The sequence below is a fragment of the Bacillota bacterium genome (genome assembly GCA_013178415.1).
Lineage (GTDB): Bacteria > Bacillota > SHA-98 > Ch115 > Ch115 > Ch115.
The window spans coordinates 129580-145707 of sequence record JABLXA010000008.1; the positions used below are offsets into that span (position 1 = coordinate 129580).

At 51.0% G+C, this 16128-nt stretch carries 15 protein-coding genes and 3 pseudogenes; 6 read left to right on the forward strand and 12 right to left on the reverse strand.

The genetic code is table 11. From position 1 onward, the window contains the following. The first annotated feature begins 152 nt into the window (after positions 1-152). Together HPY52_08710 and HPY52_08715 are read left to right on the forward strand one after the other, a co-directional pair. The gene (locus HPY52_08710) at positions 153-1127 is read left to right on the forward strand and encodes an alpha-ketoacid dehydrogenase subunit beta (GenBank protein ID NPV80344.1); all 975 of its coding nucleotides are present in this window, start codon (positions 153-155) and stop codon (positions 1125-1127) included. Between the two features lie 150 nt (positions 1128-1277). Further along, the gene (locus HPY52_08715) at positions 1278-2561 is read left to right on the forward strand and encodes a 2-oxo acid dehydrogenase subunit E2 (protein ID NPV80345.1); all 1284 of its coding nucleotides are present in this window, start codon (positions 1278-1280) and stop codon (positions 2559-2561) included. 15 nt (positions 2562-2576) lie between these two features. On the opposite strand, the gene HPY52_08720 is transcribed toward HPY52_08715, so the two are convergent. Then, positions 2577-2720, reverse strand: coding sequence for a hypothetical protein (locus tag HPY52_08720; GenBank protein NPV80346.1), 144 nt, complete (start codon positions 2718-2720; stop codon positions 2577-2579). A 41-nt stretch (positions 2721-2761) separates the two neighbouring features. Here HPY52_08720 and HPY52_08725 point away from each other — a divergent pair, with 41 nt between their 5' ends. Beyond that, a complete protein-coding gene (locus HPY52_08725) occupies positions 2762-3001 on the forward strand; it encodes a hypothetical protein (GenBank protein ID NPV80347.1) in 240 nt (79 codons plus the stop codon). Between the two features lie 37 nt (positions 3002-3038). Here HPY52_08725 and HPY52_08730 read toward each other — a convergent pair. Both HPY52_08730 and HPY52_08735 read right to left on the reverse strand, forming a co-directional pair. Continuing rightward, positions 3039-3158: pseudogene (locus tag HPY52_08730) on the reverse strand (ATP-binding cassette domain-containing protein). Positions 3159-3228: 70 nt separating this feature from the next. After that, positions 3229-3516, reverse strand: coding sequence for a tetratricopeptide repeat protein (locus HPY52_08735; GenBank protein NPV80348.1), 288 nt, complete (start codon positions 3514-3516; stop codon positions 3229-3231). A gap of 474 nt (positions 3517-3990) precedes the next feature. Between HPY52_08735 and HPY52_08740 the strand changes: the two genes are divergently transcribed. Then, positions 3991-4353 carry a DUF4351 domain-containing protein gene (locus tag HPY52_08740; protein ID NPV80349.1) on the forward strand — a complete coding sequence of 121 codons (363 nt, stop codon included), beginning with the start codon at positions 3991-3993 and terminating at the stop codon, positions 4351-4353. 112 nt (positions 4354-4465) lie between these two features. On the opposite strand, the gene HPY52_08745 is transcribed toward HPY52_08740, so the two are convergent. The 5 genes and pseudogenes from HPY52_08745 to HPY52_08765 all read right to left on the reverse strand — a co-directional run bounded on the left by HPY52_08745 (position 4466) and on the right by HPY52_08765 (position 9937). After that, the gene (locus tag HPY52_08745) at positions 4466-6487 is read right to left on the reverse strand and encodes a family 10 glycosylhydrolase (protein ID NPV80350.1); all 2022 of its coding nucleotides are present in this window, start codon (positions 6485-6487) and stop codon (positions 4466-4468) included. A 113-nt stretch (positions 6488-6600) separates the two neighbouring features. Then, on the reverse strand, positions 6601-7617 hold the full coding sequence (locus HPY52_08750) for a hypothetical protein (GenBank protein NPV80351.1): 1017 nt from the start codon (positions 7615-7617) through the stop codon (positions 6601-6603). A gap of 102 nt (positions 7618-7719) precedes the next feature. Further along, a pseudogene (locus HPY52_08755) lies at positions 7720-7827 on the reverse strand (carbohydrate ABC transporter permease). A gap of 412 nt (positions 7828-8239) precedes the next feature. Beyond that, positions 8240-9133, reverse strand: a complete 894-nt coding sequence (locus HPY52_08760) for an NAD(P)-dependent oxidoreductase (GenBank protein ID NPV80352.1) — start codon at positions 9131-9133, stop codon at positions 8240-8242. Between the two features lie 75 nt (positions 9134-9208). Then, positions 9209-9937 (reverse strand): FadR family transcriptional regulator, encoded by a 729-nt coding sequence (locus tag HPY52_08765; protein NPV80353.1) that lies wholly within the window; start codon positions 9935-9937, stop codon positions 9209-9211. 336 nt (positions 9938-10273) lie between these two features. Here HPY52_08765 and HPY52_08770 point away from each other — a divergent pair, with 336 nt between their 5' ends. Together HPY52_08770 and HPY52_08775 are read left to right on the forward strand one after the other, a co-directional pair. After that, positions 10274-10471: a ferritin-like domain-containing protein gene (locus HPY52_08770; GenBank protein NPV80354.1), complete on the forward strand. Its 198-nt coding sequence runs from the start codon at positions 10274-10276 to the stop codon at positions 10469-10471. An 83-nt stretch (positions 10472-10554) separates the two neighbouring features. Then, positions 10555-10809, forward strand: coding sequence for a spore coat protein (locus HPY52_08775; protein ID NPV80355.1), 255 nt, complete (start codon positions 10555-10557; stop codon positions 10807-10809). Between the two features lie 276 nt (positions 10810-11085). On the opposite strand, the gene HPY52_08780 is transcribed toward HPY52_08775, so the two are convergent. The 4 genes and pseudogenes from HPY52_08780 to HPY52_08795 form a co-directional block, all read right to left on the reverse strand. After that, positions 11086-11277 (reverse strand): type II toxin-antitoxin system HicB family antitoxin, encoded by a 192-nt coding sequence (locus HPY52_08780; GenBank protein NPV80356.1) that lies wholly within the window; start codon positions 11275-11277, stop codon positions 11086-11088. Between the two features lie 132 nt (positions 11278-11409). Next, the gene (locus HPY52_08785) at positions 11410-12117 is read right to left on the reverse strand and encodes a TSCPD domain-containing protein (GenBank protein ID NPV80357.1); all 708 of its coding nucleotides are present in this window, start codon (positions 12115-12117) and stop codon (positions 11410-11412) included. A 99-nt stretch (positions 12118-12216) separates the two neighbouring features. Continuing rightward, positions 12217-15057, reverse strand: a pseudogene (locus tag HPY52_08790) (ribonucleoside reductase class II). A gap of 323 nt (positions 15058-15380) precedes the next feature. Beyond that, positions 15381-15983 (reverse strand): ECF transporter S component, encoded by a 603-nt coding sequence (locus HPY52_08795; protein ID NPV80358.1) that lies wholly within the window; start codon positions 15981-15983, stop codon positions 15381-15383. Positions 15984-16128 lie beyond the last annotated feature (145 nt).

The following is a 16128-nucleotide window of genomic DNA, read 5'->3' on the forward strand; positions in this document are numbered from 1 at the left end:
CGGGGGTCCATGGACCTTATCGATTGATGTCCCGATGAAAGCGCTGGAGAGCCACAGAGTCGTCATCTTGCATGCTGGCGAAAATGCCGGGGCATCTGCAGGTTTCATATGTCGGCTCAACTAATCTATGGTGGGAGGGAGATGGGTCTGTAATGCGGGAAATTCCTTACTGGCAGGCGCTCAATGAGGCACTGCAAGAGGAAATGGATAGAGATGAAAATGTCATCCTGATTGGTGAGGATATTGGCGTTTATGGTGGGGCCTACGGTGTCACGCGGGACCTATATGCTAAGTATGGACCTGAGAGGGTGAGGGATGCCCCAATATCTGAAGCGGCCATAGTGGGTGGTGGGCTCGGAGCTGCGCTCACCGGGCTTCGGCCTGTGGTAGAGATTATGTATGTAGATTTCATAGGCCTTGCCATGGATCAGATCGCCAACCAGGCTGCCAAGATAAAATACATGACGGGTGGCAAGGCGAGGGTGCCACTGGTTATAAGAACGGAGGGCGGAACGGGGAGAACCCTCGGAGCCCATCATTCCCAGAGTCTTGAAGCTTGGATTCTCCATGTCCCGGGGCTAAAGCTGGTAATGCCAAGCACACCCTATGATGCAAAAGGACTTTTGAAGTCTGCCATCAGAGATGACAATCCTGTTGTCTTTATAGAGCACAAAATGCTCTATAGGGTAAAGGGGCCCGTTCCGGAAGGAGAATATTTGATTCCCATTGGGGTTGCGGATGTTAAGAGGCAGGGCGGAGATGTCACCATGGTGACATATTCCAAGATGGTTCATGTAGCCCTCGAGGCAGCGCAGAAACTCGAGGAGGAGGGCATAGACGTTGAGGTCATTGATTTGAGGAGTCTCTGCCCGATGGACATGGAGACAGTGATCAAGTCAGTGAAGAAAACTCATAGGGTGATCGTCTTGCATGAAGCGGTGAAAACCGGAGGGGTCGGAGCTGAGATCAGCGCCAGGATCATGGAAGCAGCTTTCGACTACCTGGATTACCCGGTAGTGCGCCTTGCCGGAGCTGACGTGCCTATACCCAAGAGTCCGGTGCTGGAGGAGATCGCAATTCCGCGGGTGAGGGATGTGGTATCCGCTGTTCATGAAATGGTGGCGTGATTATGGCGTCATTACCGTGATAGCGCGAGCGCGGCGTATGCAATTTCTGTCCTAGCTATTATGGGTGACTAATCTATGGATTTTTGCGCTCTCGACTTCAAGCTTGACTTATGAGATCAACGACCATTGAATTTGGAGGGGGACTATCCCATGGTTCATAATGTAATAATGCCGAAGCTTGCAGAGACAATGGAAGAAGGGACCATTGCCCGGTGGCATAAGGCAGAAGGTGAGTGGATTGAAAAAGGAGAGCTTCTGCTGGAGGTGGAAATGGAGAAGACGACCATGGAAGTGCCTTCTCCAGTTTCTGGTTATCTGAGGAAGGTTCTTTTTCAGGAAGGGGAGACCGTTCCTGTTACAAGGGTCATCGCATATGTGACGACTATCAAAGATGAGGGACTTCCCACGGCGCCCCCTGATGGCTCCGGCGCGGAAGAGAGGAAAGCCGCATTGCACGCAGGTCCGTCACCCGATGAGAGACGCGGTGAGAGTCACGTCGAGGGACGCATCGAAGGACGCGAGATTGCGGCCCTTGAAGGAGAGGATCGGGCCAAGGCCTCGCCGGCCGCCAGGAGACTCGCCAGGGAACACGGAATCGATTTGTCTTCCTTACATGGAACCGGACCGGGCGGGCGGATTACTGAGGCTGATGTAAAGAAGGCTATTGAAGTTAAGGTGGGCAAGGCCGGGGTGAATGAGGCCGGGGCGAGCGAGGCCACGGTGAGGGCACAAGCTGGCACTCAACTCCCGGGGCGCGTTGTGAAAATGAACCAGACCAGGCAGGTTACTGCCCGGAGGCTTTCGGAGAGCAAGAGAACGATACCGCATTTCTATGTGAGCATAGATGTGGACATGTCAGAGGCTGTGCGTATGCGTGAAAAATTGAACGCGCAGTCTCAGGTCAGGATATCTTATAATGACCTGATCATAAAGGCAGTCTCATTTGCTTTGAGGGATTATCCCATGATGAACTCCAGATTTTCCGAGGAAGGCATAATCGTTCAAGATGCCGTGAATGTCGGCGTTGCGGTGAGCCTCGAGGATGGCTTGATCGTGCCCGTAATTAGAAACGCGGATAAGAAATCAATCCGGGAAATCGCAGATGAATCGAGAAAACTTGTTGAAAAGGCGAGGGGGGGAACCCTTTCCCTTGATGAGTACACCGGTGGAACTTTCACTGTGACAAATATGGGCATGCTCGGGGTGGATAGCTTTACTGCCATTATAAACCCGCCGGAGGTGGGAATCCTTGCGGTGGGCAAAATCAGCCTAAAGCCTGTGGTTAAGGATGGTCAGCTTTCTATGGGCCATATTATGACCATCACATTGTCCGTCGACCACCGGGTAATAGATGGATCCGTTGCCGCGGGTTTCTTGAATGCAGTAAAGTCGTATTTGGAGGATCCGCAAAAGCTGCTGCCGGAATCTCCCTGAGCCGGGTATAGTTCTTTAGGTCTCTTGTCTTGCCAGCCCGGTATTTTTTGTGCATTCCACCTCGTGACCAAAATCTGATGGGCGCATGTAGATTTCGTAGGTAAATGAAGCGAGAAGCCTTGGTAATGCTTTACTATCAAGGGTCAGATAGATGATCATTTACCGCCAGAGGGCAAATATCTCATCACCCTGGCTGGCGGGTGATTGACATGATATATATCACGGGATCTTTGATACATGCTGATATACATCACGCTCTGGCTGAGGAAAGTGATATACGTCACGGGTTGGCCGATGAGAGTGATGTATATCACGCTCTAGCCAATGAAGATGATGTACGTCACGATCTGGCTAATGGAAGTGATGTACGTCACAGGGTGCCAGCCACTGCTGATGTCCATCACGGGTCAGCCGTCATGATTTCCCGGGAGAAATGGTGACGAGGAACGCGTGATGCACAGCATGAGATTTTTAACTCATCTGCAGTATTGGAGCATCCTTGAGTATCGCTCTTGCTATCGCTATCCTCTGTCTTTGTCCCCCCGAGAGTTTGGCTCCCCTTTCGCCCACTAATGTGTTATACCCTTCGGGTACCGAAAGGCTGAGTCCATCCAGAGCTTTCTGACTATTCTGGTAGGAGATAACCGGGGACGTGACGGTTGCTGGCTCATGCCTGCCGCAGACGCTGGCGCGCCTCAAAGCTGGCCCCGTCTTTTCTGAATAGCCACAACGCCGAAGAATACAGCCACGCTGCGCTTTCTTCGTCGGGGAATGCCTGCAGCAAAGCCTCCACAGGCTCTGATTCACCCATGAATACCAGCCATGTGAGCAGAGTGAAACGGATCCCCTGATTATCAGCAGGGTTTAATTTAAGTAGTTCCTGTAGATGCCATATGGCTTCTTCCCATTGACCTACCCGCCACAGTGCCGCCGCCAGGCCCGCCCTGGCGCGCATAAATCCATTCTATTCTTCCAAATTCAGCAACTGCAAACCATATATCTATTATCTGATACAGTAAGCTGTTCCCATCCATCTGTCAAGCCGTTGCCTTTCCTAGTGTTTAATGCTGATTGAGGCTTCTGCATAAATGTGGTAAACTAAGGTTAAAACCAGGTTGGGAGGGACTGATTTGCTCGATCATGCGGGACAGAAATACGATGTAACCATCAAGAATTTATTCTCAGGCAGCGAGGAAGGATTAATAGAGTATTTTGGTGGGATAACTCTGGAAGATGTCCAGCCTCTCAATGTGGAGTTTAACCGGATCGAGATGAAGTCCTCTGACCTGGTTGTGAGGGGCTTAAGTGGAAATGAACCTGCCATTTGTCATATGGAGTTTCAAACGACAGACGACCCAAAAATGCAGGTGAGGATGCTCCGGTATGCGACTGAAATCTATGACTCATACGGGGACTTTCCGTATCAGATTTGTTTGAGGAAAAACAGAAGACTCTGGTCATGGCGGAGATTTTCGCTGGGTTGGCATTTGGCAAGGCGATTATCGAGAGGATCTTCAAGGAGGTTATGAATATGTTTGACATCAGGCAATCTGCCGGATATCAATTGATCCTGGAAGAGGGTATAGAGAAGGGTATAGAAAAGGGTATAGAGAAAGGCAAGAAGGAATTTGCCATAGACATGGTAACTAGATTACTTCGTAAGAAGTTTAAGAAGCTTCCGTCCGAATACCTTGAGAAGATCAAATCTCAGGACGTGCTTACCCTTGAGACGGTTGCAGAGAACATATTCGAGATCGAGAAGCTAGAAGACCTCGACCAGTACTTGTCTTGATGCTGCGCCATAGACGTGGGGGATATGCCCCGGGGTAACCCGGGGCTTCTGTTTCAATGACGAATTCACAAGACGCTCACGCCAGCCCGGCTGTGATGGATGAATCGCTACATCATTCAAACACCACTGCCTCGAATAATTCCAATTTTGGCACATCAAAGGCGATGCGCCCATTATGCTCGCTGATGGATACCGGACTATCCAGGACCAAAAGGCGAGCACTGCTGACTTGAACCGGTAATGCTACCTCGACATGAATATCATGAATTGGAATTGGATCATTGTAAGCTGTCCCGCGATTCCCGGAAAAGTTCACAAGATGCAGAACATATCTGGCGTCATTCCCGTCCTGCTGCCTCTGGTGAATAGTAACTTCCACATGGGGAGGCGCATTGGTGACTATCTGCCTGCGACCGGATCTATTCACCCTGTCAATGGCAGTAACCAGTAACTTCGAGTGTTCCACCAGGCCGTGTCGGTAGTATAGCCGGTCAGGTTTCCAGGGTATATAAGCTACGCGGCCTTTCCCATATCTTCCCCAGATGATACCGGGCCTCTCGGTCTCAAGATCCGGATAGCATTTCTCTGGTGGCCCATAGCGCTGTGGTGGTATGAGCCGGAGCGAACTCTCTGCTCCATCTTTGGCCTTTACATACAGGTAGCCCTCATCAAGCAATATCAACCTCGTATCCTCGAAGCCCGGTAATTCACATTCTCCGACCCTGAAGTAAGCTGACCGCATGCTCTCCTTCTTGAATTCGACCCTTTCGACAGGGAGGGATTTCAGAGCGAAACCAGAACGCTCCGCACCTGTTTCATCAAATAATGCAGTCTCATAGGTCGCAACGAGCCCCCCGCCTTCCTCAACATATCTATCAAGAAGCGCGGCCTGCTCATTAGATAAACAGGCTACATTTGGAAGCACCATGACATCATAACGCCGGACCAATTCATCGATATCTCTCTCGTTGATGAGAGGCTCGCTGATGATATCAAAGGGTATGTGGTTTTCAGCGAGGATCTGGTATGCTCCCCTGAAGCAGTGTAAGTACCTCTTACCTTCGCGGCGGGCATAATATTCAGAAGTGGTACTGGAATTGAGGAGACCCACCCTGGCTATTGATCGAAGACCAGCATAGTCATCCTCATGATTTGCGTGGTAGTTGAAGAGTTTTCTCACAATGGGGTAACCCTTTTGATCTTCTTGATCCAATGTGCCGAGGACATAGAAGTCGAGACTGGCGCCATTTGCCAGTTGTTGAGCCAGGCGTAGCCCAAGGCAGCCCTCTGATTCTGCCGCGAATCTGTAAGGAATATCAATGAAATACACGACGGCACTGCTATAATTTTTGCCCTTTCCAATAGCATGGGCCCACTTTGCCTGTTCTCCTGACCAGTATGCCCATTCTGGAAGCTCCCTGTCGACTGCACGGTTCACTTCCATGCGGATCACATCAGTGTCATCCAGTCGCATCATGGTCACTATATCGGGCTTTGCCTCTTTGACCGTACGATAGATCTCACGGGCGACTTCATCTACAGTCTTATGCTTGAATGTTATGTATTCTCGATATACGGGATCATCCCAATTCTCTACCTGCGGCAATTCCTTCCCGAACATTTCCCTGAATCTCGCCTTGCAGTTAGGGCACTGACAAATTCCATGATAATTCCCACTATAGTCATATACTTGATATCCGAACATGTTGAAGAAGATTCCATCAAGATCATATTTGCCAAGGGCTTCCTTGAGAATCTCATGGGAATACTCCCTGTACCACCCACCATTTATACAGGTGTGATACAGGCCATTATATACCACAGGCCGGCCGTCTACCCCTACCCAGAACCAGTTAGGGTGCGCCTCATATACTTCCCTGTGGCATTTGCTCAAGTCAAAACGTCCCACTACCTTTATCCCATTTCGGTGGGCAGCCTCAAGCACCGCGCCTACCATGTCAGCTCCATCTTTGAGAAAATCATCCCTGTGATGAAGCGGGAGCTCAGTAGGGTAGAAAGCTACTATGCCACCAACATTGAGCAGCAGGACATTCGCGTTGAAGGATTTAAGCTGATCTACCAACCTCTCGGGATCAAGATTACAGTCAATCTCGCGCAGGTTCGTTTGAATCATCCTATAGGGTCTCTGCCACCAATTACCCACTAATAATCTCTCCCCCTTGTCATCAGAATGCTCCTATCGATTGAACTCATACTTGCCGATTGGTGTGGAAAGGAACATCATCCTTAATACCCGGCCTGTATATTCGCCAGGTGGATGAGAGGCTTCCCCCCCAGGAGATTATGCAGGTTCTTCCCTACTGTCTCGATGGCCCTAATCCTGGATTCCCTTGTGGCCCCACTGTAATGCGGTGTCATTATTACGTTATAGTCATGAATAGGCCATTTAGTGGGGTAACCAGAGGTTCTTCCCTCTTCCTCCGCGCACCAGACATCAAGGGCCGCCCCTGCAAGTTTCCCGCTCTTAAGCGCATCATACAGCGCCTCTTCTTCTACTATGGGGCCACGCGAGATATTCACCAGATAGGAACCCTGCATCATCTTGTCAAAGGCCTGCTTACCGATGAGCCCCCTGGTTTCGTGGGTTAGGGGAAGGCTGAGAACGATGTACCTGGAACTTGAAAGGACGTAATCCATATTATCCATCTCTCCGAGGAATTCGAGCCCGAACTCTTCCTTGTCTTCAGGTTTAGGCGTCCTCTGAAGGGCCATGATTTTCATACCGAATGTCCTGGCCCGCCTGGCTATTTCCTTACCAATTGCACCAAGGCTTATTATCCCGAGTGTGCTGTTGAAGAGTTCCCCGCCAAGAGCGCCCTGCATTCTCCCCGAACGGTAGGCATGCGACCAGTCTCCGTGATATGCGAGGGCCTCATGGAGTTTGAAAACCCTTCGTGAGAGTGCGATCATGGCCATTATCACGAATTCAGAAATGTTTATGGCCGCGGGATCCGCCTTTGCTACAGGTATGCCCCTCCTGGCGAGCTCTGCTTGAAGGTTATTCTGAAGCACAAAATCAATGCCATGTCCCAGAGCATGGACGAGTTTCAGGTTACTTGCCGCATCTAGCAAATCGCGTGAAAGGCCTCCCACAATCACGTCACAGTTACGGGCAGCGGTGAGCATGTCTTCTTTTGACTCACCAGGCAAGATGATTTCGCATTCCTCAGGGAAGCCTTCCTTTATCACACCAAGTTCCACATCTGTGGGTTTCCAGGTGAGCAGGACACGTAGTTTACCCAATGTTCATCACTCCCAATCTCTAACAACTTGATTGTCTATGTCTCAAGCGGCTATGCCATCGGGACAAGCAGAATCTGATCACCTTTTCGATCAGGAGGCCAATCAACTCTTGAGACCACTGGTAGCCAGTCCCTGTACGAAATATCGCTGGAATATCAAGAAGACGGCTAGCACTGGTAGGATGGCAACCGTTGAAGCTGCCATTAGCAGGAGCTGCTTCATCAGACCCTTATAGCCTGGGTGTTCGTATACAGGTAGGTCCCAGTTATCCTTCCACACTGAAATATGCCCCTCGTAGGGAGCGAATAGGGCTTCGGAGTCCTTAGTTGTAAAGAACTTGATATATTCCCATGCTTCGTCCGGCATGCGTGTCCGTGCGCTCACCATGAACTTATTGTCGGCGATGTATGTGCTGCGGTACACCTTCTTGGGCATAACTGCCACATTGAAATTAAGATTCGGAGCAGCCCGGCGGTACCGGCTGATGTGACCACCATATATTTAAATCTGTCGAGTCGTCGAAATCCCCTTAAGATTAAGACATCTATCAATCCCCCTCCTCTATGAAGCCATTAGAAGCGCCTCCTTGACTCCTAGCAATATAAATAGAGATGTGGCATGATTAAGGGTTACCCTGATTCTGTAGCAGGAATATTTCGTAGGCCCGCATTATGGCCTGAGTACCCTCCTTCCCCAGTCCCAGCTTCTCGACGAGCCTGAACATCTGCTGAACGATTGCCGTTCCCGGAAGGGGGAAATTGATGGCATCTGCTTGTTTCTGGGCATTTCGAAGGTCCTTTTGCTGCCAGGCGACGGAGAATCCCGGCTCAAAATCACCTTTTAGGATCCTGGGCCCCAGGTTACTCAGCATCCATGATCCGGCTGCTCCGCTGCTGACGACATCCAAAACGGTAGCGAGATCAAGCCCGCAGGCCTTTGCGAAGCCCAGCCCTTCTCCAAGAGCAAGTAAGTTCAAACCACATATGATCTGGTTGCAGAGCTTCAACATCTGGCCCATCCCCGACGACCCTGCCCAGACAATCTTACTGCCCAGGACACTTAATATGGGCCTGCACTTTTCAAGGACATCCTTCTTGCCCCCGACCATAATGGTAAGCCTTGCCTCGCGGGCGCCGACGTCACCTCCACTCACAGGGGCATCCAGCATGTCCACACCGACCTGGGCTGCCTTTTCTGCCAGTTCCTGCGCGACTTTAGGGAGAATCGAGGTCATATCAATTATTATCTGGCCCGGGCGGGAGCCAGCCAGGATCCCATCCTCTGATAGCATGAGAGATTTGACATCAGGGGAGTCACCCACGATGGTGATTATCACATCCGACCCCTGGGCAAGATCCCGAGGCGACTTTGCCTGTTTCGCGCCTAATTCCGCCAACGGGGCAGCCTGTTCCGGCCGTCGCGCAAATACAGTCATCGGATAACCTGCCTTTATCAGGTTGGCACACATGGGCCCGCCCATTGTACCCAGGCCTATGAATCCAATTCTTTCCGGCATACTAATCCTCCTCAATCCTTGGCTCTTCATCCTGTCTGAGGCCAGCCATGGTTTCCTGCTCGTGAGCCACCATCTTCAGGCTTGCGGTGGCTGATCAGATAGGAAGTTCTTATAGATGGCTTCGATATGCTGCTTCATTATAGTTTGGGCCTGATGCTCATCCTGAGCTTCGATGGCAGCCAGTACATCCTGGTGTTGCTTCTGATACAATAACCTCTTAGACTCATCTTCCAGATCCCTTTCCTTGAAGGTTCGCCAGGAAGGCATCTTCATCTGGTTGTGTAACTGGCGTACCATGTCTTCTATCACCCTGTTCTTGCTGCTAGCGGCGATCATCTCATGGAACTTGGAGTCCAGGTCTATAGCTGATTGACCTTTCGAGGTTGCGGCTTTATGCTCTTCCATAATGGAATATAGCTGCTCAAGATCCGTGTTTTCACGCCGGAGAGCCGCCAGACGGGCTGCCTCAGGTTCAACGACAGAACGCACCTCGAGGATATCAAGGGGATTTTGCTCTGACAGCAGGTCGATGAGCGCCATGACGCGCTTCATGAATGTGGTCTGGCCTGCATTCTCGCTGATGTAATTGCCATATCCTGTCCTGCTCGCCACCAACCCCACAAGTTTGAGAGAAGCCAGAGCCTCGCGGACGCTAGCCCTGCTGACGTTGAATACTTTTGCCATTTCCTCCTCTGTGGGCAGGCGCTCCCCCGGACGCAGTTCGCCCCGGTATACGGAGTCTATGATCTGATCGAGGATCAGCATATACGTGGGCGGAGATTGCACTGCTACAAATTGCGGCATGTCGGGTCATCATCCTTATCGATTAGATAGATTGTCATACAAACTGGTTGTTCTATATACTGTCTATTCTACATTCTGTTACGAATTCCTCCTGACATGGGGAATTCTTGTGACAGGAAAATAGCGCCGATAGATTCGTGGCATTGGGCTGTATTTTGCCATCCTCTCAGCATTTCGGACAGGATGACACTCTATGGTCTCTCAATTCAGACCTGGCTTTTGAACCCGCCAGTCGACCCGGTATATTTGTGTTATGAGTTTCAGGAATATCTCTCGGAATCGGAGCCAAACTAACTCTGTGTGCAGAATTCATTTGAAATAAGGGGGTGTCATGATTTGGCCAGGTTGAGCCAGAGGGAGCTGTTCATGCTGCAGGATAACATTGCCAATGAACAGATGCTGATCAACAAATTTGGATTCTATGCCCAGCAGGTGAAGGATCCTGAAATCAAGCAGACCCTGCAGAATATCCAGAGAACACACCAGCAGCACTTCGATATGCTATCCAGACAATTGCAGGCAGGGCTGCAGTAGCAAGAGTTGAGAAATTCCATGGCCCATGGTCTGGGACGCGGATTCCGCGTTCTTCCAGAATTGATATTTCAGGAGGTGGGAATATGCCTGGATTTGATGACAAGATGATGACAACCGATTGCCTTACAAGTCAGAAATTCATCTCAGGGTCATATAACATGGCGGCAGAGGAAGCCGCTTCACCCGACCTAAAGAGAGTCTTTCTGGATATCCATAGGCAAGAGCAGGATGCGCAGAGCATGCTGTTCAACCTTATGACAAAGCGTAACTGGTACAACGTCCCTGCGGCGGATCCTCAATCCATCAATAACGCTCTGAATATGTTAAGGCAGATGTAGGAGACAAGGAACAAGGCCAAACACGAGAAAAGAGCATATGCAAAAAGGCAGCGCCAGACCCGAATATGGGCTGGCGTGCCTTTTCTCCAATTACTCTTAACGCACTCCTGACCCGAGATATTCCGGAATATGCCTGGCGAGGTATCATCGATCTCTGTATGTCTTGGGACAGGCTGCTTCTGTCCGGTAGCAGGTTAATATAGATATCATGGCGTGCGCCGTGACGGTATAATATGCATCCTTGGCTGGTTATTCGACGAATTAGGGCATCGCGATTCATATCGAAATCTCTTTCGTTTGATAATCTTCCGGCACCTCATCCATAACCATCAGTTTATAAGCATCTTTAAGGTTTTCCTCTAATTCCTCTAACGTTTCTCCCTGGGTCATTATTTCCGGATACTCAAGTAACTTTCCCAGCCAGAATCGCTCACCTTTCCAATAGATCATAGTGAACCGCTTTTGCATCTTGTCTCCACCTCTTCATAACCCCATGGAGTTAAATTCGATAGTTTTCTCTAGCTTCCAATCTGGCCTAGTCTTATGTTACATCAATCGGCAAATAATGTCTACTATTGGAAATAACCAAATAGGCCGCGCTCAGCTGCACTTGGAATACCCGCACAACATGCATGTAGCGCAGCCATTTTCGTGTCTCATATGGCCCCCACATTCAGGACAGGCGCCGGTCAGGCCGTCCCAGGCTTCATCGGAGTCCGGATCCTGGGGATCGGGATCTAGCATATGCGGGTACTTCGAGTCCGGACCTTCTGGATCCGGATCTTTCGGATCAGCATCATTGTCCGCTGGATCTTCCGGCTGCTTTGAAGCCGCATGTTCATGATTTTGTGTCGGCCTGTTGGCCCCTGCCTTTTCATTCAAGTAATGCTCCAAAACGATCCCGATTGCATCTGGACACGATAGCACCGGGCCGCCTTTTTGCCATGATGGTGAGGGGCACCGGATACCCCGCAGGTGTTTCACGATTGCCTCGGGATTAACCCCGGCCCTGAGCGCGACTGAGATAAGCCGGCTTATAGCCTCAGACTGCGCTGATGCGCACCCTCCAGATTTTCCAATGGAAGTGAATAACTCACACAGACCTTCCTCGTCCTCATTGACTGTCACGTATACATTCCCGCATCCTGTCAGCACCTTTTCCGTGCGTCCATAAGTCACCTGGGGCCTCGGCCGCGGGACCATTTGGGCCCTTCCTCGTCTTACTGGCTGGCCTGGGCCTTCGGGCTGGGCTCCAGGTTTGGCAAGATGGGATGGCCCCGTAGAAACATCCTTCGATGTCTGGTCCATAGACTGCGTCGCAGGCTGGGTAAGCGGCTGAGCCGTACGAAGGTCCTCAGGCGCGACTTTACCTTGTCCTCCCCCAGCCCCGGCGGGTGAACTCACCTGCAAGACCTGGGATGACCTGCTTTTGTCCCGATATACGGTTACACCCTTGCACCCGAGGTCATAGGCTGTGAGGAAGATCTTCCGGACATCGTCTATAGTAGCGTCATATCGCAGGTTCACCGTCTTAGACACGGCATTATCTGTAAATTCCTGAAAAGCTGCCTGTATCTTCACATGCCATTCCGGATCAATGTCATGTGCGGTCACAAAGACCTTCTGGATATCCTCCGGCACCTCTGCCATTCCTTGAACAGATCCGATCTCCGCTATCTTTTCCATTAGTTCCTTGCTATAAAATCCGCGCTCTTTTGCCATGGCCTCAAAAAGGGGATTCACTTCAACCAGACGGTCGTTATCAAGCACATTCCTCACATAGCACACAGCAAATAGGGGTTCTATTCCACTGGAGGCATTTGCGATGATGCTTATTGTCCCAGTAGGCGCTATAGTGGTGGTGGTGGCATTCCTGAAGGGTCCTTCCCCGCGCTTATCATAAATACTACCTTCAAAGGCCGGAAATGCCCCCCTCTCCCTGGCCAGTTGCGCCGATTCATCCCGCGCGATGCGTTGTATAAAGGACATAACCTCTTTGGCCGTGGATACGGCTTGTTCACTGTTATATGGAATCCCGAGGCGTATAAGCATATCAGCGAATCCCATGACTCCAAGGCCGATCTTGCGGTTTTTCTGAACCATCTGGGCGATTTGGTCCAGGGGGTAGCGACTTGCATCGATGACATCATCAAGGAATCTCACTGAAGGTCTTACAGTATCCTCCAGGTGATCGTAATCTATTTCAGCCTTGCCCTTTTCACTCTGCTTAACCATATGTGCGAGGTTAATAGAACCAAGGTTGCAGGCTTCATAGGGAAGAAGTGGCTGTTCGCCACAATTGTGGGCATAGATGCCGTTGGCATCGAAGGCACAAATACCGGGCACCTGAACGTCATAGACGTCTTCAACGCCGTCATCTTCGATGTCCGATATCGTAGCAACGAAACGTTCACGGTTCATCCTGCGCCGGTAGGACATCAGGAGAGAATGGAGCTTTGCTCTCTTCTCGCTGTCGCCAAAATCGATCCGCTCTGCAAAGAGGGCCAAGTTGTCGCCGGTGATAATCAATTCGTGCTGGGGTCTGACGTTATATTCCCGTATACCCCCTTTACCGTCTGGCAGGACACGGCTTCCGGCCGGGCGGCGCTCTGGGTAGACTATACTGGCGATACCTAGACGCATGAGCATGCGTTGGACGGCGTATAAAAGATCGAGGTTGCTCTGGGCTAGGCGAATGCTAATTCCCTTTTCATGGTTCCCCTGGACCGAGGCATCGCAGTCAAACAGGCCCCTTAAGAAACCCTGGTACCCATCTGAGGAAGCGCGTTCAATGGCCGGGGTAATGGTCTTATTGCCGGGGGTCATCCCTACTCGTTGGGCCAGCGTTCTTAAACTAGCTAACTTAAGGCGGAATTCTTCACGACCTCCAACGGCCATCCAGCCGCGGAAATCGGAACGATGGGGTAAGGATCTGGCGTAATTTGATGCCAGTTCCATAACTGTTTCTGCACCGCTTGTTTCTAGAGAGGACGAGCTACCCACAGCCTGCTTCCTGGCCCAGACAGAAAGCACGGCGCTGTCCTGCTTTAAGACACCATCGCCAATGAGGAGCCCCAGGAGATAGCCTTCACCTTCCGTTAGTTCACCGGGCCAACCAGACAGGATACGGTGGTTATGAAGGAGAATCTGGTCGCCCGGCTGCAATTCTGTTACCGGGACCCACTCCGGAGTAATACGATAACGAGTCTGCTCAGCCACTCGCAGCACTCGGTGGTCGGCGGTGAGCCGGACGCTGTACCCCTCCCGGGTGCGAAGCCTTACGACCGGCCTGGTTGCTGTCTTGAAGAAACCCTCCTTGCCTGTAGCGTAAGGTCTACCGTTGATTATTGCCGTGAAGGGCCGGCCTACTAGCTCCCGGACCTGCCGCGGCCCCTCACCAGTCATCACCCAGGTATCAGCGGTTACGCAAGGATTCGTGCTCTCTATGGCTCCGAGCTGGGGGGTAGGATTATCGTTATTGATTCTGTCGATGAAGACGATACCTGGTTCTCCGTTTTTCCATGCGCCTTCCACTATCGCATCAAAAATCTCGCGCGCCGGAATGGTCTTCACTACCTTGCGGGTTCGCGGGTTTATAAGATCAAAGGGCTTGTCATCCCGAACCGCTTTCACAAAATCGTCAGTTACAGCCACTGAAATATTGAAATTCGTAAGCTCAGTATCATTCTCTTTGCAGTGGATGAATTCCATGATATCTGGATGATCCACTCGCAGTATTCCCATGTTAGCGCCTCGGCGTCGTCCACCTTGCTTTACGGCGTTTGTCGCGGCGTTGAAAACCTTCATGAATGACACGGGACCGCTGGCGATGCCACCTGTGGAGGAGACTTCATCGCCTTTCGGCCTCAAGCGCGAAAATGAGTATCCGGTGCCTCCTCCGGATTTTTGGATAAGGGCAGAATATTTCACAGCATCGAAGATCCCCTCCATCGAATCCTCTACAGGCAGGACAAAACACGCTGCCAGCTGCTGCAATTCACGCCCCGCGTTCATCAGGGTTGGGGAATTAGGCAGGAAATCAAGGCTAGCCATTAGGTCATAGAACCTCTCTTCCATGCCCTTTACGAAATCGGGATCCTTTCCGTGCACTTTCCCTTCCACTGACGCCACATTAGCCGCTACGCGGCGGAACATATCTTCCGGCGTTTCGACGACCTTCCCGTCTTGCTTTTTGAGATACCTTCGCTCGAGGACGGTTATAGCATTTGGAGACAACTTTAATGCCATGAGAAGTCACTTCCTTTTCGCAGGAGAGGAGAATCTGACGCAAGAACAGGTTTCCCTTCTTTGATCCCCGCGAATACATACAATATATTGTGGTAAGAAGAATCTACCATAACAATATATTGTGGTGCAAACTCAACGCCTATCCATATGAAACGACATAGGATTATGGACAGCCAGAAATCATATTGGACGAGAGCATCCGCCCTTGGGTGCGACTTTCCTGGTCCTCCTGTTGGCGGTTATGTGGCATTATAGGAAATAGTTGAAATTCAAGGAGTTTCGCCGGGCCCCGAGGACCCGGCGCGATACGGTGACCACCGCGATCATATCTTCAAGGGCGGAAGTTTCGAGGAGATTCCTGCACCGCTCTTGATATGCCTGGCTTCCCCCATTTTCCTAATGAACGAGGCCACTCTCTTATAGACCAGGAATGTAATCGCGGAATTGATCCCTGCTTTCACTATATTGAAGGCTATGATCCACCAGATGACGCTCATCACTTTCGCTGTAGTCCACCCGTACATTCCATAAAAAATAGGCGTGAAGATAATATTGGCCGGGGTCATCACAGCTGTCATCGCTACGGTGCCGGCGGCTAGAGAAATGGCGGCTCCTGATTTGGTGTGGATGCGACGATAGAGCAGGCTCGATACGCCAACGAGCGCCCCGGTTGCCAGAAAATGCATGAATGCTCCGAAGGGGCCTCCCAAGCTAGTGATAAGCGCCATGAGCAGGGCAACTACCGCGGTGACGAGGATTCCTGCCAGGGGGCCAAAGGCAAACCCTACTATGAGGATTGGCACATCCGCGGGTTCATAGATCAAGTCTGGCACGGCAGGAAAGATGGGAAACCTTATTAAGATGGAAAGGGCTACTGACACCGCGGAAAGGATGCCGAGGGTAACGATGGTTCTAGTTCTGGTCATATCTCTAGACCTCCTCATGTTTTTGCCGAACCCAACGGGGAAATCGGATATGCTCTAGAAGGTGGAGCAAGATCGGGAGAATCGAAAGGGCCCTGGAATTCCTCCAGGGCCCACAGGTTTGTCGTGTCTTGCCAATGAATTGTTC